This is a genomic window from Lelliottia sp. RWM.1 (assembly GCF_016859735.1).
In the GTDB taxonomy this organism is placed as follows: Bacteria; Pseudomonadota; Gammaproteobacteria; order Enterobacterales; family Enterobacteriaceae; genus Enterobacter.
This window is the reverse complement of the sequence record NZ_WLVC01000003.1, coordinates 96,357-115,046: the sequence shown is the minus strand read 5'-3', so window position 1 is coordinate 115,046 and position 18,690 is coordinate 96,357. Positions and strand designations below refer to the sequence as shown.

Here is an 18,690-nt window from a genome sequence, read left to right as displayed (position 1 = left end):
AGAGCTCCGGGATTAAAGGGCGGTGTGTGTTGTCGAAAAACAGGCAAATTGGTCGTCCAACAGGGGATAACTGGCCGCCTGAGGCAGTTCAAAATGCCACCATTCACTGCAGATCCCGACAAAGCCGCCGCCAAACATAATGGCGTTGAGCAACAGGCGATGACGCTGCGCCTGCGGGGGGACAGAAGGGTGATACGGATGCGAACGGTCGTGCATTTCGTCAAACCCCGCGCCCATATCCAGCACGGTGTTGTGTTCATCCATCAGCGTCACATCGATGGCGGTTCCCCGACTGTGGTTGGAGCCAATCGCCACATCCACCACATATTCCGGATCAGGACAAGCCTGCCACAATTGCGCCTGGGCCTGCTGCGGACGATAGGCGTCGTAGACCACCAGTTTGAGTCCGGCCAAAGTGGCGATGCCGATCGCTTTGGTCAGTGCAGTGATGGCATCAGGGTGAAGCAGACACAGGTGTTCCTGGTAAATCGGCCGACCGGTAATGTTGTCGGCGGTGGCGTATTTCAGATCGATATGCAGCGCAGGAAAAGTCTTCGCGACATCAACCAGTTGACACTCTTCGGGCATAGCTCCGCTCCTTAGCGTTCGAATTGACCAAACTCTTGTTGTAATTGCCGGTTTGCCGCCAGTCGGTCAGGAAGTGCATCACCCAGCGCCTCCACCACGCCCGACAACAGCAGGTTAAACAGACAACTCACAGGGGCTAATGAATCCCAGAAATGTCCGGTATCCGTTTTCACCTGCAATAAATCAATGGGGTAGTCCCGCGCCCACGGACACCAGATATCGGTGATGAGCGCCATTGCGATCCCTTTGTCGGTGGCAACCCGACAGTACTGACGCGCGATAGCGGAGTAAGCACGCGTATCCGTCAGCACAACATAGGGATGTGAAAAACCAGAGTTCAGCGACTCGACCCAGCTCCCGGATAACCCTTCGGAATAGCTGACGCGTGGACGCAGATATTCCAGATGGCTGAAGAAGGCGTTGGCGATCCCGCGCGTGGACTGAATGCCCAGCACAAACACGGCGTCAGCATGCGTGAGCTGGTGCACCACGAGCTTAAACGCGTCGCTTTGCGCCAACTGGTACACATGCGATATGGCATCGACTTCCAGCGAGAGGGAGTGCTGAACCCTGTCTGACAGCGGGCGTTGCTGCTGCCAGGAGTCGAGGCGCTCGTTCATTCCCCAGGGCTGATAAGGATCGCGCAGACTGTTTTTGGCATCGTCCAGATTGCGAAACCCGAGCTTACGCAGGAATCGGCCTACGGTGATCCCGCTGGTTCCTGTGGCCAGAGCAACGCTTTCCGCCGTTTCAAACGGAATTTGCGCAGCATGCGCCAGCATCCAGCTTGCAACCCGTTTTTCACTGGGCGTGAGCTGGCTAAAGGTGGCCTCGATCCGGGTCAGCAGTTCTGGTTTTGTCGTCATACCGCCTCGCTGTTAACAGTCTGTCAAATGCCCGATATTTGTTATCTGATTAACAATGCACGACGCATGCCATGTCCACATGGGCCTGTAAATCGCCTGTGCTGCAAAGTTAATGCAATATTTACTTAACCAATGATCAACATTTGTGCAGCGTAGTTCACTTTTGGTGCAACGTTGGTCTCTGTAACGATGTATTTGGTGAATACGTCAGTGCCTTCACATTTTTGTTAAGATAAAGACATGATGGAAAAGGAAGGGAAATCGGCATGGCGAACTTGCCCTGGCGTGTCAGTGTGCGGCTGGTGCTCCTCACAAAAAAAATCGTGCTGGTGCTGGGTATTGTGCTGGTTGTGTTGCTCGCAGTCCGAATTTATCTTTCGCAGCAGGGACCTGAACTGCATCTATGGCACACCTGGACGGCGGATGAAATGTCCGTTCGGGAGATCGATAAAGCCAGCTTTGCGCAGTACCTCGCCCGTGAAAGCAAAATTTTTGCCGATTTGCAGACCAGGGTAACGAACAAAACAGCGGGAGATGATCGTACCCCTCTGAACCGCTATTACCGGGGTAGCCTGGTCTGGCCTGGGCGGTTTACGCCTGATACCAATCGTTCGTTTGTGCTGATGCCGGAAGGGACACCGCGTGGGGCTGTGGTACTGCTTCATGGTCTGACGGACTCCCCCTACAGCATGAAACATCTGGCCGTTGATTATCAGCGCCGTGGGTTTGTGACCGTCGTGCCACGCCTGCCGGGTCACGGGACTGCGCCCGGCGCGCTGACGCGTGTGGACTGGGAAATGTGGCTGGCGGTGACCCGTCTTGCGGTGCGGGAAGCGACGCGACTCGCCGGGAATGATGTGCCACTGCATCTGGTGGGTTATTCCAATGGCGGCGCGCTGGCAATGAAATATACGCTCGATACACTGGAAACCCCTGCGCTGCGTAAGCCTCAGCAACTGGTGCTGTTGTCCCCGATGATCGGCGTGACGACGTTTGCCCGTTTTGCTGGCCTGGCAGGTTTACCTGCCATGTTACCGGCCTTTGCCAAAGCAGCCTGGCTGAACATCACGCCTGAATATAACCCTTACAAATACAACTCCTTCCCGGTTAACGCCGCGCGGCAGTCCTGGCTACTGACACAAGTTTTGCAGCAACAGCTCAGTCGTGATGCACGTAATAACACGCTGACAGGATTGCCTCCGGTGTTGGCTTTTCAATCGGTGATGGATTCAACGGTAAGTACTCGCGCAGTGGTGGAGTCACTTTTTAATCAGTTGCCTGAAAATGGCAGTGAGCTGGTAATGTTTGATATCAACCAGGCCGCCAGCTTTCGTCCACTGTTCAAACCCTCATCATGGACTGCGGTGTCCGAATTGCTGCCAACGGCAGTGCGTCATTACACTGTCACTATAATCACCAATGCCTCAGCGAATACCTTTAACACCGTGGCGAAAACCACGCTGGCTGGTAGCAAACAGGAGACGGTTTCTTCTCTGGACACGCGGTATCCACAGGAGATCTACTCGCTTTCGCATGTCGCCGTTCCATTCCCCCCTGAGGATGATTTGTACGGCAGTCACCCTGCGGCGAAAAACCGCTACGGGGTTAGTCTTGGAACGGTTTCGCTCAGGGGTGAAACCTCAGTATTAATTGTTAGCAAAGATGCGCTGATGCGAGTGACATCAAATCCGTTTTATGACGATATGCTTTCGATGATCCATCAGCATAATGGGACGATATCCCTGAACAGAAAAGCACCGTAACGCATTCATTTGACTTATGTTTAATGAGGAAAATCTTTAAATATTCTATAGCGATAATATCATTAGTCGGCAATGGTAAATTATGCTAAACAATACGTTATAGGTGCACCCTCCAATTCAGGAACAGTTCTTGTGCTGACTACACTCATTTATCGAAGCCAGTTGAATTCATCCTGTAAATCTATCCACCAGGCTTCTCTGGTTGAGAAAGCCCGGCATCGGAACGCAAAACTGAACATTACCGGGATTTTGCTTTTTAACGGCTATGACATTTTGCAAGTGCTGGAAGGCTCGGAAGAAAGCGTCATTCAGCTTTTCCATAAAATCCGTGAGGATAAACGGCACAGCGACGTGGTTGAACTGATGCGCGACTACGGCCCGCGCAGACGTTTTGAAAACGTCGGTATGCTGCTGTTTGATCTCCAGGTTAAGTCACCGAAATCGGTGCTTGAATCTGTTTTGTGCTACAGCAAACTCGAAAGTTACCTGGCTTCTGATGACCGGGTGTTTAAATTCATCCAGACGTTTATTACCCAAAAAAATCCGTCGCCACCAGACACGACGTACAATGCGGATAAATGGACGCTCTCGCGGGAAAATGCCCCCTTTGGTGAGTGCATTAACGGTGTGATTGCGCATCAGTCTTGCCAGTTTGCGCTGCAACCGATTGTTGAACCCGGAGAGGGGAAGATCACCTCGCTTGAGGCACTCATCCGTGGCAACGATGGCGGTAGCCCGGAACGATTTTTCTAGGCGATCGATCAGGACAAAGTGTACGAAATAGATTTGCAAACCAAAGCCTATGCGTTTGCGCTGGCCGAAAAAATCGGTATTGGGGGGCACAAAATCGCGGTGAATCTTCTGCCGATGTCTTTGGTTAACGTACCGGGGGCGGTGGAGTTTCTGGTTGATCAAATTAAGCTTCACGGTCTTCAGCCAGAGCAGGTGGTGATTGAGGTGACGGAAAACGAGATGATTTCCGGGTTTAATCAGTTTAACAGTGCGATCAAACACCTGCGGGCAGAGGGAATAGGCCTTGCGATTGATGATTTTGGTTCGGGTTATGCCGGGCTTTCCCTCCTGACCAAATTCCAGCCGGATAAGATCAAGATCGACCGCGAGATCGTCAGTAACATTCATTTGAGTGGCCCCAAACAGGCCATTGTGCGATCTATCGTGAGTTGTTGTACCGATATGGAAATCTCGCTGGTGGCGGAAGGTATCGAGAAGATAGAGGAGTGGTGCTGGCTGGAATCTGCCGGTATTAGACGTTTTCAGGGTTTTTTGTTTTCCCGTCCTCAGCTTAATGGCGTTGGCGATATTCACTGGCCACAGGTAACGCGTTAACAGGGACACCCTTCGTTTCAACGCGCTATTTATACCCCGTATATTTCCCGTTCGTCTGGCCTGTGCTTAAATAGCTAAAACGGTTTAATTATAGTTTAGCTAAGAGGTGTACATGAAAAAGGTCTGGGTACTTGGCGATGCCGTCGTGGATTTGTTACCGGATGGAGAGGGTAAATTACTGCAATGCCCAGGAGGGGCGCCGGCAAATGTCGCGGTAGGTATCGCAAGGCTTGGCGGGGAGAGTGCGTTCATCGGCAGGGTTGGCGACGATCCCTTTGGCCGATTTATGCAAAAGACATTAGCGGCTGAAAAGGTAGATGTGAAGTGGATGCGGCCCGATCCTCTTCATCGCACGTCAACGGTAGTGGTCGACCTCGACGAGCAGGGCGAGCGTTCGTTTACCTTCATGGTGCGCCCGAGTGCCGATTTGTTCCTGGCGTCTGCCGATATTCCCGCGTTTCACGCGGGAGAATGGCTTCATGTCTGCTCCATCGCCCTAAGTGCAGAACCCAGCCGTAGCGCGACGTTTCAGGCGATGGATGCGGTAAAACGCGCGGGCGGCTATGTCAGTTTTGACCCCAACATTCGCCCCGACCTCTGGAATGATAACGATACGCTGCGCCAGTGCCTGGAACAGGCGATGAGCAAAGCGGACGTGGTGAAACTTTCCGTCGAGGAACTTCACTTTGTCAGCGGTTATCAGGCCGTAGAAGAAGGGCTGGTGGAGCTGATGCGGCATTGTCCCGCCAGACTGGTCCTGGTCACACAGGGTAAAGACGGGGTGATTGCCTGGCATGACGGAAATGTCGTGCTTTATCCGGCAACACCTGTAGAGAGCGTTGATACAACCGGTGCGGGGGATGCATTTGTTGCCGGACTGCTCTACGGACTCGCCAGCAACGGATTGTCTGCGGCCCAGGACCTCGCTTCCCTCATCGGTTTAGCACAACGCTGTGGAGCGCTGGCTACCACGGCAAAAGGTGCGATGACCGCCTTACCTTACCATCACGAACTGTAAGTTTTCCCTTCACAGGCCGCGCTCTGGCGGCCTGAATTGTCGCCCAGGTCACAATTACTAAATCGGTTTAGCAAAAAACATTGCTCATCTAAAATTCGCGGGTTTAGTATCATCAACCTAAACCGGTTTAGCAATTTAGCAACTATCAATGACTTCTTTTTAGGGATGCGACAAAATGTATAAAAAACGCAGACTTGCCGTGATGATTGGCATGCTGGCCGGTAGTACCTCTGTTTTTGCCCAAACGGATATGACAAGCATCGAAACACGCCTTGCCGCGCTTGAGCAGCGTCTTCAGGATGCTGAAACGCGAGCCCAGGTTGCAGAAAAGCGCGCGACGGTAGCAGAACAAAAAACACAGCAGCTGGTGGCCGCTCAACAAAAAGCGCAGACCACAACTCAGGACGTCGCGCAGCGAACCGCCATGCTGGAGAAAAAAGCCGACCAGAGCAGTGGTTTCGAGTTCCACGGCTATGCGCGTTCCGGTCTGCTGATGAACGATGCCGCATCCAGCAGTAAAAGTGGTCCATACCTGACACCAGCCGGTGAAACAGGGGGCGCAATTGGGCGTCTGGGTAATGAAGCGGACACCTACGTTGAGCTCAATGTTGAGCATAAACAGACGCTGGATAATGGCGCGACGACCCGCTTTAAAGCCATGCTGGCCGACGGGCAAAAGACGTATAACGACTGGTCCGCCGATACCAGCGACCTCAATATTCGCCAGGCGTTTGCTGAGCTGGGCAATCTGCCCGATTTTACCGGCGCGTTGAAGGGCAGTACGTTCTGGGCCGGTAAACGTTTTGACCGTGATAACTTCGACATCCACTGGCTGGATTCCGATGTGGTGTTCCTGGCCGGGACCGGTGGTGGTGTGTACGACGTGAAGTGGAATGACACACTGCGCAGTAACTTCTCGATTTATGGGCGCAACTTCGGCAGTGAAGAACAGATCGACAATAACGTTCAGAACTACATTCTGAGCATGAACCACTTCGCCGGGCCATTCCAGTTGATGGTGAGCGGACTGCGCGCCAAAGATAACGATGACCGCAAAGATGCTAACGGCGACCTCATCAAAACAGATGCGGCAAACAACGGTGTTCATGCTCTGGTCGGCCTGCATAACGACAGCTTCTATGGCATGCGTGAAGGTTCCGCCAAAACGGCTCTGCTGTACGGCCATGGGCTAGGGGCGGAAGTTAAGAGTATCGGTTCCGACGGGGCACTGTTATCGGATGCTGATACCTGGCGCTTTGCCAGCTACGGTGTGACCCCGCTGGGCGGCGGCTGGCACATCGCTCCGGCGGTGCTGGCGCAAAGCAGTAAAGATCGTTATGTGAAAGGTGACAGTTACGAGTGGGTCACGCTTAACACACGCCTGATTAAGGAGGTCACGCAGAACTTTGCCCTGGCCTTTGAGGGAAGCTATCAGTACATGGATTTAAACCCGGAAGGGTATAAAGACCGTAACGCCGTAAATGGTAGCTTCTACAAACTCACCTTCGCCCCGACGCTGAAAGCGGGCAAGATCGGTGATTTCTTCAGCCGTCCTGAACTGCGCCTGTTTGCAACCTGGATGGACTGGAGCAGCAAACTGGATAACTACGCCAGTGATGATGCCTTTGGCAGCAGTGGTTTCAACGCCGGCGGGGAATGGAACTTTGGGGTACAGATGGAAACCTGGTTTTAACCCTTCACGCTCCCGCACTGCGGGGGCGTTACTTACATCATAAAAATGAGGTCAGGCAGAGGTGTCTATGGATTTTGATAATATCGCCCGTGAGCTTATTCCGCTGCTCGGTGGCAAAGAGAACATCGCCAGTGCTGCGCACTGTGCTACGCGTCTTCGTCTGGTACTGGTCGACGATGCGCTTGCCGATCAGCAGGCCATCGGCAAGGTGGAAGGGGTAAAAGGGTGTTTTCGTAACGCCGGTCAGATGCAGGTGATTTTCGGTACGGGTGTGGTCAATAAAGTCTACGCCGCGTTTATTCAGGCGGCAGGGATCAGTGAATCCAGTAAGTCGGAAGCGGCCGATATGGCGGCGCGTAAACTGAATCCGTTCCAGCGAATCGCGCGTCTGCTGTCGAACATCTTTGTTCCGATCATTCCGGCGATTGTGGCCTCCGGTTTACTGATGGGCCTGCTGGGCATGGTGAAAACCTACGGCTGGGTCAATGCCGATAATGCGCTCTACATCATGCTGGATATGTGCAGCTCGGCCGCGTTTATTATTCTGCCGATCCTGATTGGTTTTACCGCCGCCCGTGAATTTGGCGGTAACCCTTATCTGGGGGCGACCCTGGGCGGTATTTTGACTCACCCGGCGCTGACCAACGCCTGGGGTGTGGCCTCCGGTTTCCACACCATGAACTTCTTTGGGTTAGACATCGCCATGATTGGTTATCAGGGAACGGTGTTCCCTGTGCTGCTCGCCGTCTGGTTTATGAGCATTGTCGAGAAACAGTTGCGTCGCGTTATTCCTGATGCACTGGACCTGATTTTGACTCCGTTCCTGACGGTCATTATTTCCGGTTTTATTGCCTTGCTGATTATTGGCCCTGCAGGGCGTGCGTTAGGGGACGGGATCTCATTCATTCTGAGTACGCTGATTGAACACGCGGGCTGGCTGGCCGGGCTGCTGTTTGGCGGCTTATATTCGGTGATTGTGATTACCGGCATTCACCACAGCTTCCACGCGATTGAAGCAGGTTTGTTAGGTAACCCGGCCATTGGCGTTAACTTCCTGCTACCTATCTGGGCGATGGCGAACGTTGCACAGGGCGGGGCATGTCTGGCCGTGTGGTTCAAAACCAAAGACGCAAAAATAAAGGCCATTACCTTACCGTCAGCATTTTCTGCAATGCTTGGGATCACCGAGGCGGCGATTTTCGGTATTAACCTGCGTTTTGTGAAGCCTTTCATTGCAGCCCTGATTGGCGGTGCAGCAGGCGGGGCATGGGTTGTTTCCGTACATGTTTACATGACGGCTGTCGGGTTGACGGCAATCCCTGGAATGGCAATTGTACAGGCAAGCTCACTTCTGAATTATATTATCGGCATGGTGATTGCCTTCGGGGTGGCGTTTATCCTCTCGCTTCTGCTGAAGTACAAAACGGACGCTGAATAATGACATTACCTTCACGCTGGCCTGCTGTATTGCAGGCCGTAATGAAAGGCCAGCCACGCGCACTGGCTGACAGCCATTACCCGCAATGGCATCCCGCGCCTGTCACAGGGCTGATGAACGATCCGAACGGCTTTATCTGGTTCGCCGGGCGTTACCATCTGTTTTACCAGTGGAACCCACTGGGATGTGACCACCGCTATAAGTGCTGGGGTCACTGGAGCTCTGTCGACCTGGTACACTGGCAACATGAGCCTATGGCGCTGATGCCGGATGAAGAGTACGACCGCAGCGGATGTTATTCCGGCAGCGCCGTCGATAACAACGGCGTACTGACTCTGTGCTACACCGGCAACGTGAAGTTTGACGACGGTAGCCGTACGGCCTGGCAGTGCCTGGCTGTACAAAAAGCGGATGGCAGCGTTGAGAAACGTGGCCCCGTAATGGCCCTGCCGGAAGGGTATACCGGGCACGTGCGTGATCCAAAGGTGTGGCAGCACAATGGCGAGTGGTTCATGGTGCTGGGCGCACAGGATCTGCAAAAACGCGGCAAAGTCCTGCTTTTTAAATCACCGGATTTGAACACGTGGCATGCCTGCGGTGAGATAGCCGGTCATGGTGTGAATGGCCTTTCCGATGCAGGCTATATGTGGGAGTGTCCGGATCTGTTTGCACTCGACGGCACACACATTCTGATCTGCTGTCCGCAAGGGCTGACGCGCGAAGCACATCGCTATCTCAATACCTATCCGGCAACCTGGATGAGTGGAGCGTTTGACTATGATCGTGCGACGTTTGATCACGGCGCACTGCACGAGCTGGACGCGGGCTTTGAGTTCTATGCGCCGCAAACCACGCTGGCCGCCGACGGGCGACGAATTCTGATTGGCTGGATGGGCGTTCCTGACGGGGAAGAGATGTTACAGCCGACTCGCACGCAGGGCTGGATCCACCAGATGACCTGTCCACGCGAACTGCGGTATCGCGACGGAAAATTATGGCAAACCCCGATTCGTGAACTGGAGCAACTGCGTCAGGAGGAACAACGCTGGCAGGGCAACGCGTGTGATGCTCCGGGTCTGGATGCGACAGGCCTGGAGTTTGAGCTAACGCCGTCGTCATCGGTCAGTGTGGATTTTGCACATACGCTGCGGTTAACGGTCGATCGTGACGGGCTGCGTCTGGAGCGAGCCAGTCTGCAAAACGGAGAAACGCTGACACGCTACTGGCGAGGTGATGTCCAGCATTTACAGGTTCTGTGTGACCGTTCCAGTGTTGAAATTTTCATCAACCACGGCGAAGGTGTGATGAGCAGCCGCTATTTTCCTGACCATCCTGCACGGGTGAACTTCGAAGGTGCGTCCGACATCACATTACGGTACTGGTCGCTGCGCGGCTGCATGATAGAATAGAGGTTTTGGCAGCCGGATCTAAGTCGTTGTGAGAAAAACAAAACGCGTCACAATAAAAGACATCGCAGAACTGGCGGGGGTATCAAAAGCCACCGCCAGCCTGGTCCTGAACGGACGCAGTAAAGAGCTTCGTGTAGCGGAAGACACCCGTGAACGCGTGCTGGCCATTGCGAAAGAGCACCACTATCAACCGAGCATTCATGCACGTTCTTTGCGTGATAACCGCAGCCATACCATCGGACTGGTCGTTCCCGAAATCACCAACTACGGTTTTGCCGTCTTTTCTCATGAACTGGAGACCTTGTGCCGTGAGGCGGGTGTTCAGTTGTTGATCTCCTGTAGTGATGAAAATCCGGGGCAGGAAACGGTGGTGGTCAACAATATGGTGGCGCGGCAGGTTGATGGTCTGATTGTCGCATCCAGTATGCTCAATGATACCGACTATCAAAAGCTGAGCGAACAACTGCCGGTTGTTCTGTTTGACCGTCACATGAACGACAGCTCCCTTCCTCTGGTCATCACGGACTCCATCAGGCCAACGGCTGAACTGGTGGCAGAGATTGCCCGTGAACATCCTGATGAAGTCTATTTCCTTGGTGGTCAGCCGCGTCTTTCCCCTACACGCGATCGTCTTGAAGGGTTTAAGCAAGGCTTGCACGATGCAAACGTTGAGTTACGGCCGGAATGGATTATTCACGGTAATTATCACCCAAGTTCCGGCTATGAGATGTTTGCTGAGCTGTGCGCGCGGTTAGGCCGTCCTCCCAAAGCCCTGTTCACAGCAGCATGCGGATTACTGGAAGGGGTGCTGCGCTATATGGGTCAGCACAATCTGCTGCAAAGCGAGATGCGACTGGCCAGTTTTGACGATCACTATCTGTATGATTCCCTGACCATACCTATTGATACGGTTCGCCAGGATAACCGGCAACTGGCATGGCACTGCTTTGATCTGATTGGTAAATTGATCGAAGGGGAAACCCCGGAGCCATTACAGCGTAAATTGAATGCGACGTTGCAGCGGCGATATAAAAAGGCAGAGTAAATCTGCCTTTTGTTTATTAATTGCTCAGCCAGGGGGGGGTTAATTAATAGCCTAAAAAACAGTATAAATGGTTAGTCGTCAAATAGATAAGCTACAGTCATTAAATATCCCACTCACACTATGGCACTTTCACCTAACCCATTGATATTAATTATTTTAATGTTATGTTAATTTTATTTAATAATGTAGTAACTTTAATTAAATAATAGTCCCATTACGCCGATAACCTTTAGGAATATTTATCCCTGAGGTGTCTATGTCGTTGAAAAAATCGTCTCTGATTATTTTGTTTACACTGCTGTTTTTCTTTGTTGCCAGTACGATCACAAGTGTCGGGTTAATCATCAAGAGCAACAATTCGCTCGATAATGTGAATAAAGAAATTCAGGTTGTCCTGTCGATAATTGACCCTATCAACCATAGCCGTACGCTACGTGTAAGAGCGATGGAGTATGTGAAGATGGTGGAAGCGGGCGATTCAGCGGATCTCTCTGAGAAGCTGATGGCGGTCAAAACGGCGCTGACCAAAGCAGACAGTGCGTTTGCTGCGTTTATCGCTTCGCCGCGTCTTCCAGATGAAGCGCCAATGGTTAATGCCTACGCCGATGCCTGGAAAAACTACCGCGATCAGGGTCTTGAACCTTTAATCAATGCTGCAGAAGCGAAAGACTCTGCAAAATTCAACGCGTTAATCCCGGTTGTCTCTCAGCTTGATCGTCAATATGAAATTGTGCTCGACCAGGTACTCTCTGTACACCAGAAATATGCCAGGAGCCTGAATGAAGATGCGAGCAGTAATTTTGTCTCTGGCCTCGCGATTATCGCCGCATTCGCGTTACTGTTTGTGGTGGTGATTATCGCCGTCAGTCTGCTGATGAAGCGCCTGGTATTTGCCCCGGTAAATCTGGCCCAAGAGCACTGCAGTCAGATTGCTGCCGGTAAGCTGAACATCCCTGTCCCGGTGAAGGGAAGTGCCAATAACGAAATTGACCACCTGATGGGGTCAATGGAGCAGATGCGTCAGGCGCTGCTCTCAACGATTTCACAGGTGCGTGATGCCAGCCATACGGTGACCTATGCCGCCCAGGAAATTGCCTCCGGGAATATCGATCTGGCGTCACGAACAGAGCAACAAGCCTCTGCGTTGACACAAACAGCGGCCAGCATGGAAGAGCTGAGTGCTACGGTGGCGAATAATACCGACAACGTTCATCAGGCCAGCCGACTGGTTCAGGATGCGGTGAAAAATGCCCATACCGGAGAGTCAGTCACCCGCGAGGTGATTGAAACCATGAATACGATTGCCGCAAACTCTAAGCGTATTGAAGATATTACCAGCGTGATTAACAGTATCGCCTTCCAGACCAATATTCTGGCCTTAAACGCCGCCGTTGAGGCTGCTCGTGCCGGAACGCAAGGGCGCGGATTTGCAGTCGTGGCAAGCGAAGTACGTACACTGGCGCAGAAGAGCGCCGTTGCGGCGAAGGATATCGAAAACCTGATTGCCCAGTCAGTGACCAGCGTGAAAAACGGTGCTCAACTGGTAAACCGCTCCGGAGAGGTGATTGATTCCATTATCACGTCAGTCAATAAAGTGAACACGTTGATGGAGCAGATCTCGGTTGCCTCAGAAGAACAAAGTCGGGGGATTGGCCAGGTGGGTCAGGCCGTTACGGAGATGGACGGGGTAACTCAGCAAAATGCCGCTCTGGTTCAGGAGTCTGCCGCTGCCGCTGCATCTCTTGAAGAGCAGGCGCAGCATCTGACACAGAGCATTTCGAGCTTTAGTTTACCCGCGCACGCCTAACCCTTCTTCCAGGGGGAGTGGTCCCCCTGCATAAAAATAAAGTCACTTTTTTAGCAATATTTCCCCCGCTCATTCGTCTACCTCATCACAAGCCATAATCAGTTACTGTAATGAGGTAAATACAATGAGAGATTGTGATATGCGTGGTCATGGACGGGGTTTTGGTCGTCATCGTATGGGGAAAGCGCTGGTCATAGGCGCTGTGTTGTTTGTGGTGCTCGGCCTTCTGGTGATGAGCTTATGGAATGCGTTGTTACCGGCCATTCTGGGGGTTAAAGCCATCGGGTTCTGGCAGGCGCTGGGCATTCTGGTGCTGAGCCGCATTCTGTTTGGTGGACTGGGTTTCCGTCCGGGGATGTTTGGCGCGCACCGTCGGATGCATGAACGCTGGATGCAAATGACACCCGAGCAGCGTGAAGCCTTTATTCAGCAACGGCGCGATGGGTTTGGTCGTCACGGACATTGTCATTGGCGCGGTCATCGTGATGACAAGCGTGAGGACAGTACACCGAAAGCGCCGGAAGCAGAGTGAGTGAAATGAAGGCCGGGATGGTGGGGGAATCATTGCTGATGTCGGCGCTTAATGCCTGCCGCTCCCGGCTGAAAGCCTTTATTCGCGGACGAACTTCCGTACGCGATGACGCCGACGATATCTTGCAGGAAGTGACATATCAACTGATGACCGTGGAACAGCCCGTGGAGAATGTCGCGGCCTGGCTGTTTCGCGCGGCGCGTAATGAGATGACCGATCGTTCGCGCAAGAAGCGTGAAGTTTCGCTTTCCGGATATTTCACCGAAGAGGATGAAGGGCATGACCCGGAAGATGAATTAGCTGAAACCTTGTTTGGCGTGCCGCAAACACCAGAGGAAGAGTACCTGAAAATGCTGTTGTGGGAAGAGTTGGGACTGGCGCTGTCAGAATTGCCGCAAACGCAACGGGAGGTCTTCGAAAAAACGGAACTTCAGGGTTACAGCATGAAGTCACTGGCGGAGGAAAGCGGGGTCAGCGTACAGGCACTGTTATCCCGTAAACATAAAGCAGTGCTTTTCCTTCGAACTCGACTGCGGGACGTTTATGATGACCTGACCGACTCGTGACGCAAAAACACAATAAGTTGAGGTATAGATGAAGAATACATTGTTAGCGTCTGTGCTGATGATACCCGGACTGGCAATGGCGGCAGAGGCCGTTCCTGACGCGGTGAAGCGTTTCAGTGAGCAGCAAGGGATTAAGATCATCAAAAAAATCAATGCTCCCGGCGGAGCGCCAACCTGGCTTGGTCAGTATCAGGACATGGGCGTTACCATTTTTCTGCTGCCTGACGGAAAGCATGTGGTTTCAGGCTATCTTTATGATGAAAAAGGTAAAAACCTCAGCGAGGACTATTTTAAAAAAGAGATCTACGTGCCTCTTGGCAGAGAGATGTGGAAGCAATTGAATGCAACACATCCCCTGAAAGAAGGGGCGGATACCGCACCGCGTAAAGTGTTTGTTTTTGCCGATCCATTTTGCCCTTATTGCAAAACCTTTTGGTCTGAGGCTCAACCGTGGGTGAAGGCAGGTAAAGTCCAGTTAAACACGCTTCTGGTGGCGTTTCTGAACCCCAACAGTGGACGCAATGCCACGGCAATATTGAACGCGAAAGATCCGGTAAGCGCCTGGCGAGAATACGAGCTTTCTGGCGGGAAAACATTGCCTCAGGGTGAGACAAACGCCTCCCGGTCGACCTTTACACTTCTGCAGCAGCACCAGAAGTTAATGGACGAACTGGGGGCGAATGCCACCCCGGCCATTTATTATATGAATAACCAAAACGAACTTCAGCAGGTCGTTGGAATGCCTGACGAGAAGCAATTGCAGGAGATGTTTGGTCCGAAACCATAAGCCTCAATGTCATCAGGCAGAAACAACGCGTTTCTGCCTGACACATTAACTTCCCCAGCGACTTTTGAGATAACTGACCGCATCCTGCGTCTGGGGCTGATTGAGGTAATCCTCGCGGAACAGGATCGTGCCGCTAATGCTGGGCAGCGAATCGTTTAAATCGAGCTGTTTTTTCAGCTCCGGTACGCCGCCATTGACCGTCCAGTCAGGCTCGTTTTTCGATGGCTCACCCACTTTGTACAATGCCACGCCGATGTAGAGGCGTGTATGTGTTGGTTTCACCACATCAGCCCACCATTTTGCCAGCACGTCATACCGGGCCGCACTGCGGGAGAAAGGCCAGTAGATCTGCGGGGCGATGTAATCCAACAATCCTTGTTGTACCCAACGACGGGTGTCAGCATAGGATTCATCGTATGCTGCTGCGCCGCGTGTGTCAGAGCCGGCCGGGTCGAAGGAGAGGTTACGCCATACGCCTGCCGGGCTGACACCAAACTCGACCTGTGGTTTTTGCTGCTTGATGGCCCGTGAAACCTGCTCGATTAACTGCTGGGTGTTATGCCGCCGCCAGTCTGCTTTCGATACAAATCCCTGTCCGTACTGTTTATATGTCAGGCTGTCATTCAGGGCTGAACCCGGCGTTTCGGCATAGAAGTAATCATCAAACTGCACGCCATCAATCGCATATTGCGCCACCACTTCTGTCACAACCTGTGTGATCCAGTCGCGTACCGCCGGAATTCCAGGGTCGAGAACAAAACGATCGCCAGCGGTGCGTATCCAGTCAGGATGTTGCACAAATACGCTGGAAGGGAGTTGCGATGACGTCCGGTTAAGCTCTGCAATGGTGGAGGGTTTCGTGTTTACAGAAACCCGATATGGATTCAGCCAGGCGTGGACTTTCATTCCGCGTTTATGCGCTTCATCCAGCATAAACTGCAGCGGGTCATAACCCGGATATTCACCTATGTTGCCCGTTAACATATCGGACCAGGGCAGTATTTTGGATGACCACAGTGCCGTGCCATCGGGTTTGACCTGGAAAAACACGGTATTAATGCCCAGGCTTTTGAGCCTGTCCAGCTTGTCTTGCAGGGCCTGTTTCTGCTGGCGAATTCGTGTTTCAGCGCTACTGGCATTGATTGAGGTCACCGGCGGCCAATCCAGGCGGGAAACCGTTGCCAGCCAGATGCCACGCATCGGCTCGTTTGCCTGTTGGGTTGGTTTCTCCGCTGGAGGACGCGGAGTGATAAGGGATTTGGGTGGTTTTGAGGAGCAACTAACAAGTAAAAGTGCGCAGCCAATAAGCGCACCTGTCCGTTTTACGTGTAGCGACATTGACGTTTTAGCTCTTAGTAATCCGACTATTTGCCCAAGGGTTAAAGGTGAGAACATCCGGTTCTTCGGTGGCATCATCACTGAGAGAATCAAGATACAGTGCTTCAACTTCTGCACGCGCCCATGGGGTGCGACGCAGAAATTTCAAACTCGATTTGACACTTGGATCGTTCTTAAAACAGTTGATACTGATCAGTTTGCCCAGCTCACTCCAGCCATATCGTGCAACCAGCGCGTTGACTTGCATCTCAAGCGTTACGCCGTGCAAAGGATCTTTAGAAATGTGTGCAGTCATGTGGCGTCCGGTTATCTCATATTCAGGGGTGGTGTAGCCCTGAAAGGGTACAAGAAACGGGGGAGTGCGGCAATGGGATGCGTTTTTCCTGCTGTAATTTTGCTTATGGAAAAACTGACGAAAAAAGTAGGCATAAGATAGTGATAACTTGTGATTGAGATCATAAATGGAACTCAATGTTTTCCGAGTTATTGCCGTTATTACTATAACCATTCCTTATATAGTGATAATGATGAACAGACTTGCACAAACCACCGTCCTGACCAAATTGCTGATCGGCTTCTCCATCCTCATCGCCATGATGTTGCTGTTAGGCGGTGTTTCCATCTACCAACTCAATAGCAGCAAACACCATATTGATGAATTTCTGAAAACCCGCATGCCAGACATTCGCTACTCACTTGAAATGCGTGGTGTTTTGTCCGAAATGCGTCTGCAACAGATCCAGTATATTTCTTCGCCAACGCCAGAGGAACGTGAAAAACACCGTGGGGAACTGTTGCAAAACCAGGCCATTTTTCTCAATGCACAGCAGCAATATGCGAAAACGTCTGCAGATGCGCCCAGGGAGATGCGTGACCTTTTTGCAACCGTTGTCGACAACTTTAAAAACTTTGTGGATGTGAATGCCAAAGTGATTGAAGCCGTAAACAACGGAAATACCGAAGAAGCTTCCAAAATTAGCGGTGCAGTATCGTCTAAATACCGTACGCAATTGATGAAAGATCTGGCCACGCTGGTGGACATGGAGGTGGCCAATGGTGAGAGTGCAGGGGAAGAGTCACAGTCTGGTTATATTCAGGCGTTATACCTGTTAAGCGGTTTGTTGCTGTTGGCACTGATTGCCACCGGCGTCATTGCCCTGCTTATTTCCCGCAACCTTTCACGCCAACTGGGCGGAGAACCCGCCTATGCGGTATCGATCATGAAAGAGATTGCTGCCGGTAATCTGGCCGCAGAGGTGGCTATTCGTGAGCGCGATACCCAAAGCCTGCTGGCAACCGTCAAGTTTATGAACGCGAAACTGGCGGAGATCATGAACGGCATTACCCACGGCAGTGAATCCATTTCGCTGGCAGCCAACGAGATTGCACAGGGTAACAGCGACTTGTCTCAACGCACCGAAGAACAAGCGGCATCATTAGTGCAAACCTCAGCGAACATGCAGCAGATTACGGAGAACGTAAAAAGCAATGCTGAAAACGCGCATAAAGCGAGTGAGCTGGCGCGTTTGACCTCACAAACCGCGGTGAAGGGCGGGAAAGAAGTCCACGACATGCTTTCGCGGATGCAGGAGATTTCCGATAGCTCGCAGAAAATCGTCGATATTATTTCGGTGATTGAGGGGATTGCCTTCCAGACCAACATTCTGGCGCTTAATGCCGCTGTTGAGGCAGCTCGCGCCGGAGAGCAGGGTAAAGGTTTCGCGGTTGTGGCTGGTGAAGTCCGTAATCTGGCACAAAAAAGTGCCGATGCCGCCAAACAGATCAAATCGCTTATTGAAGGCACGGTTGAGAAAATTACTGATGGCTCGCGTTTTGCTGATACTGCCAGTCGGGCAATGAAAGAGATCGTCACCTCGGTTAATCAGGTTACGGACATTGTGGCGGATATTTCAACCGCTTCGACGGAACAGCATCAGGGGATCAAAGAGATCAGTGTCGCAATCGAGCAGATGGACCAGGTGACTCAACAGAACGCCGCATTAGTGGAGCAAGCCGCCGTCGCGGCACAGTCCATGACGGAACAAAGCGAAATACTGCGTGATTCAGTGCGCTTCTTCCAGTTGAGTGCGCAAGCAGCACGTTAATCATAAGAATATTGCCCAATCGCGACAGGGCGATTGGGCAATGGCGTAAGAAATGTTACCGGGCAGTGTTTTTATGGGCCATTCTGGCAATGGCATTATCATTAAGGCTGTACTTACGCATGATCAGCACCAGTAACGCGACCAGAATGCCAGGGAAAACGGTAATTTTTTGCCTCTGTCAACTCAAGCGACGAAACTTACGGGAGGCCGGTGCGGAAAAAATCCTGTTCCAGCCAGGACATTATCCGTACTGTATCCACATCGCCATATCTCACCGAAGGTTCGCGTGTTTACGCAATGGCTGGAGACGTTGCTCAAGGTTTTATGCTGAATGGGAAATATTGAGGGCGGGGATGACAGAACAGGTTAATAAGGATGGATTGCATTA

General features: G+C 52.1%; 15 protein-coding genes and 2 pseudogenes. 13 read left to right on the top strand and 4 right to left on the bottom strand.

Annotated features, from left to right (window positions below; genetic code table 11):
- Positions 1–12 precede the first annotated feature (12 nt).
- On the bottom strand, positions 13–588 hold the full coding sequence (gene ddpX / locus GF617_RS03750) for a D-alanyl-D-alanine dipeptidase (RefSeq protein WP_203451085.1): 576 nt from the start codon (positions 586–588) through the stop codon (positions 13–15).
- Positions 589–599: 11 nt separating this feature from the next.
- Positions 600–1,454 (bottom strand): MurR/RpiR family transcriptional regulator, encoded by an 855-nt coding sequence (locus GF617_RS03745; protein WP_203451084.1) that lies wholly within the window; start codon positions 1,452–1,454, stop codon positions 600–602.
- A gap of 266 nt (positions 1,455–1,720) precedes the next feature.
- Here GF617_RS03745 and GF617_RS03740 point away from each other — a divergent pair, with 266 nt between their 5' ends.
- From GF617_RS03740 to dsbG, 11 genes and pseudogenes are all read left to right on the top strand, one after another.
- Entirely contained in the window at positions 1,721–3,217 is a 1,497-nt protein-coding gene (locus GF617_RS03740) for a carboxylesterase (protein WP_203451083.1), read from the top strand.
- Positions 3,218–3,349: 132 nt separating this feature from the next.
- Positions 3,350–4,564 (top strand): annotated as a pseudogene (locus tag GF617_RS03735) (diguanylate phosphodiesterase).
- Between the two features lie 112 nt (positions 4,565–4,676).
- Positions 4,677–5,582, top strand: coding sequence for an aminoimidazole riboside kinase (locus GF617_RS03730; RefSeq protein WP_181623528.1), 906 nt, complete (start codon positions 4,677–4,679; stop codon positions 5,580–5,582).
- A gap of 175 nt (positions 5,583–5,757) precedes the next feature.
- Entirely contained in the window at positions 5,758–7,275 is a 1,518-nt protein-coding gene (locus GF617_RS03725; RefSeq protein WP_181623527.1) for a carbohydrate porin, read from the top strand.
- A gap of 67 nt (positions 7,276–7,342) precedes the next feature.
- Complete coding sequence (locus tag GF617_RS03720; RefSeq protein ID WP_181623526.1) at positions 7,343–8,713, top strand: sucrose-specific PTS transporter subunit IIBC; 1,371 nt, start codon at positions 7,343–7,345, stop codon at positions 8,711–8,713.
- Positions 8,713–10,122, top strand: coding sequence for a sucrose-6-phosphate hydrolase (locus GF617_RS03715; RefSeq protein ID WP_181623525.1), 1,410 nt, complete (start codon positions 8,713–8,715; stop codon positions 10,120–10,122). Before GF617_RS03720 ends, GF617_RS03715 begins: the two co-directional genes overlap by 1 nt.
- Before the next feature lie 28 nt (positions 10,123–10,150).
- Positions 10,151–11,167, top strand: coding sequence for a LacI family DNA-binding transcriptional regulator (locus GF617_RS03710; protein WP_181623524.1), 1,017 nt, complete (start codon positions 10,151–10,153; stop codon positions 11,165–11,167).
- Between the two features lie 256 nt (positions 11,168–11,423).
- Positions 11,424–12,974, top strand: coding sequence for a methyl-accepting chemotaxis protein (locus GF617_RS03705; RefSeq protein WP_181623523.1), 1,551 nt, complete (start codon positions 11,424–11,426; stop codon positions 12,972–12,974).
- Positions 12,975–13,098: 124 nt separating this feature from the next.
- Positions 13,099–13,506 carry a hypothetical protein gene (locus GF617_RS03700; protein ID WP_203451082.1) on the top strand — a complete coding sequence of 136 codons (408 nt, stop codon included), beginning with the start codon at positions 13,099–13,101 and terminating at the stop codon, positions 13,504–13,506.
- Between the two features lie 5 nt (positions 13,507–13,511).
- Positions 13,512–14,072: an RNA polymerase sigma factor gene (locus GF617_RS03695; protein ID WP_181623753.1), complete on the top strand. Its 561-nt coding sequence runs from the start codon at positions 13,512–13,514 to the stop codon at positions 14,070–14,072.
- A 28-nt stretch (positions 14,073–14,100) separates the two neighbouring features.
- Complete coding sequence (dsbG, locus tag GF617_RS03690) at positions 14,101–14,859, top strand: thiol:disulfide interchange protein DsbG (protein WP_203451081.1); 759 nt, start codon at positions 14,101–14,103, stop codon at positions 14,857–14,859.
- 45 nt (positions 14,860–14,904) lie between these two features.
- On the opposite strand, the gene GF617_RS03685 is transcribed toward dsbG, so the two are convergent.
- Together GF617_RS03685 and GF617_RS03680 are read right to left on the bottom strand one after the other, a co-directional pair.
- Positions 14,905–16,197 carry a glycoside hydrolase family 10 protein gene (locus GF617_RS03685; RefSeq protein ID WP_181623520.1) on the bottom strand — a complete coding sequence of 431 codons (1,293 nt, stop codon included), beginning with the start codon at positions 16,195–16,197 and terminating at the stop codon, positions 14,905–14,907.
- Between the two features lie 7 nt (positions 16,198–16,204).
- The gene (locus GF617_RS03680; RefSeq protein WP_203451080.1) at positions 16,205–16,492 is read right to left on the bottom strand and encodes a VF530 family DNA-binding protein; all 288 of its coding nucleotides are present in this window, start codon (positions 16,490–16,492) and stop codon (positions 16,205–16,207) included.
- A 232-nt stretch (positions 16,493–16,724) separates the two neighbouring features.
- Here GF617_RS03680 and GF617_RS03675 point away from each other — a divergent pair, with 232 nt between their 5' ends.
- A complete protein-coding gene (locus GF617_RS03675; protein WP_181623752.1) occupies positions 16,725–18,302 on the top strand; it encodes a methyl-accepting chemotaxis protein in 1,578 nt (525 codons plus the stop codon).
- A gap of 220 nt (positions 18,303–18,522) precedes the next feature.
- Positions 18,523–18,633: pseudogene (locus tag GF617_RS27035) on the top strand (LysR family transcriptional regulator); the annotation flags it as partial.
- Positions 18,634–18,690 lie beyond the last annotated feature (57 nt).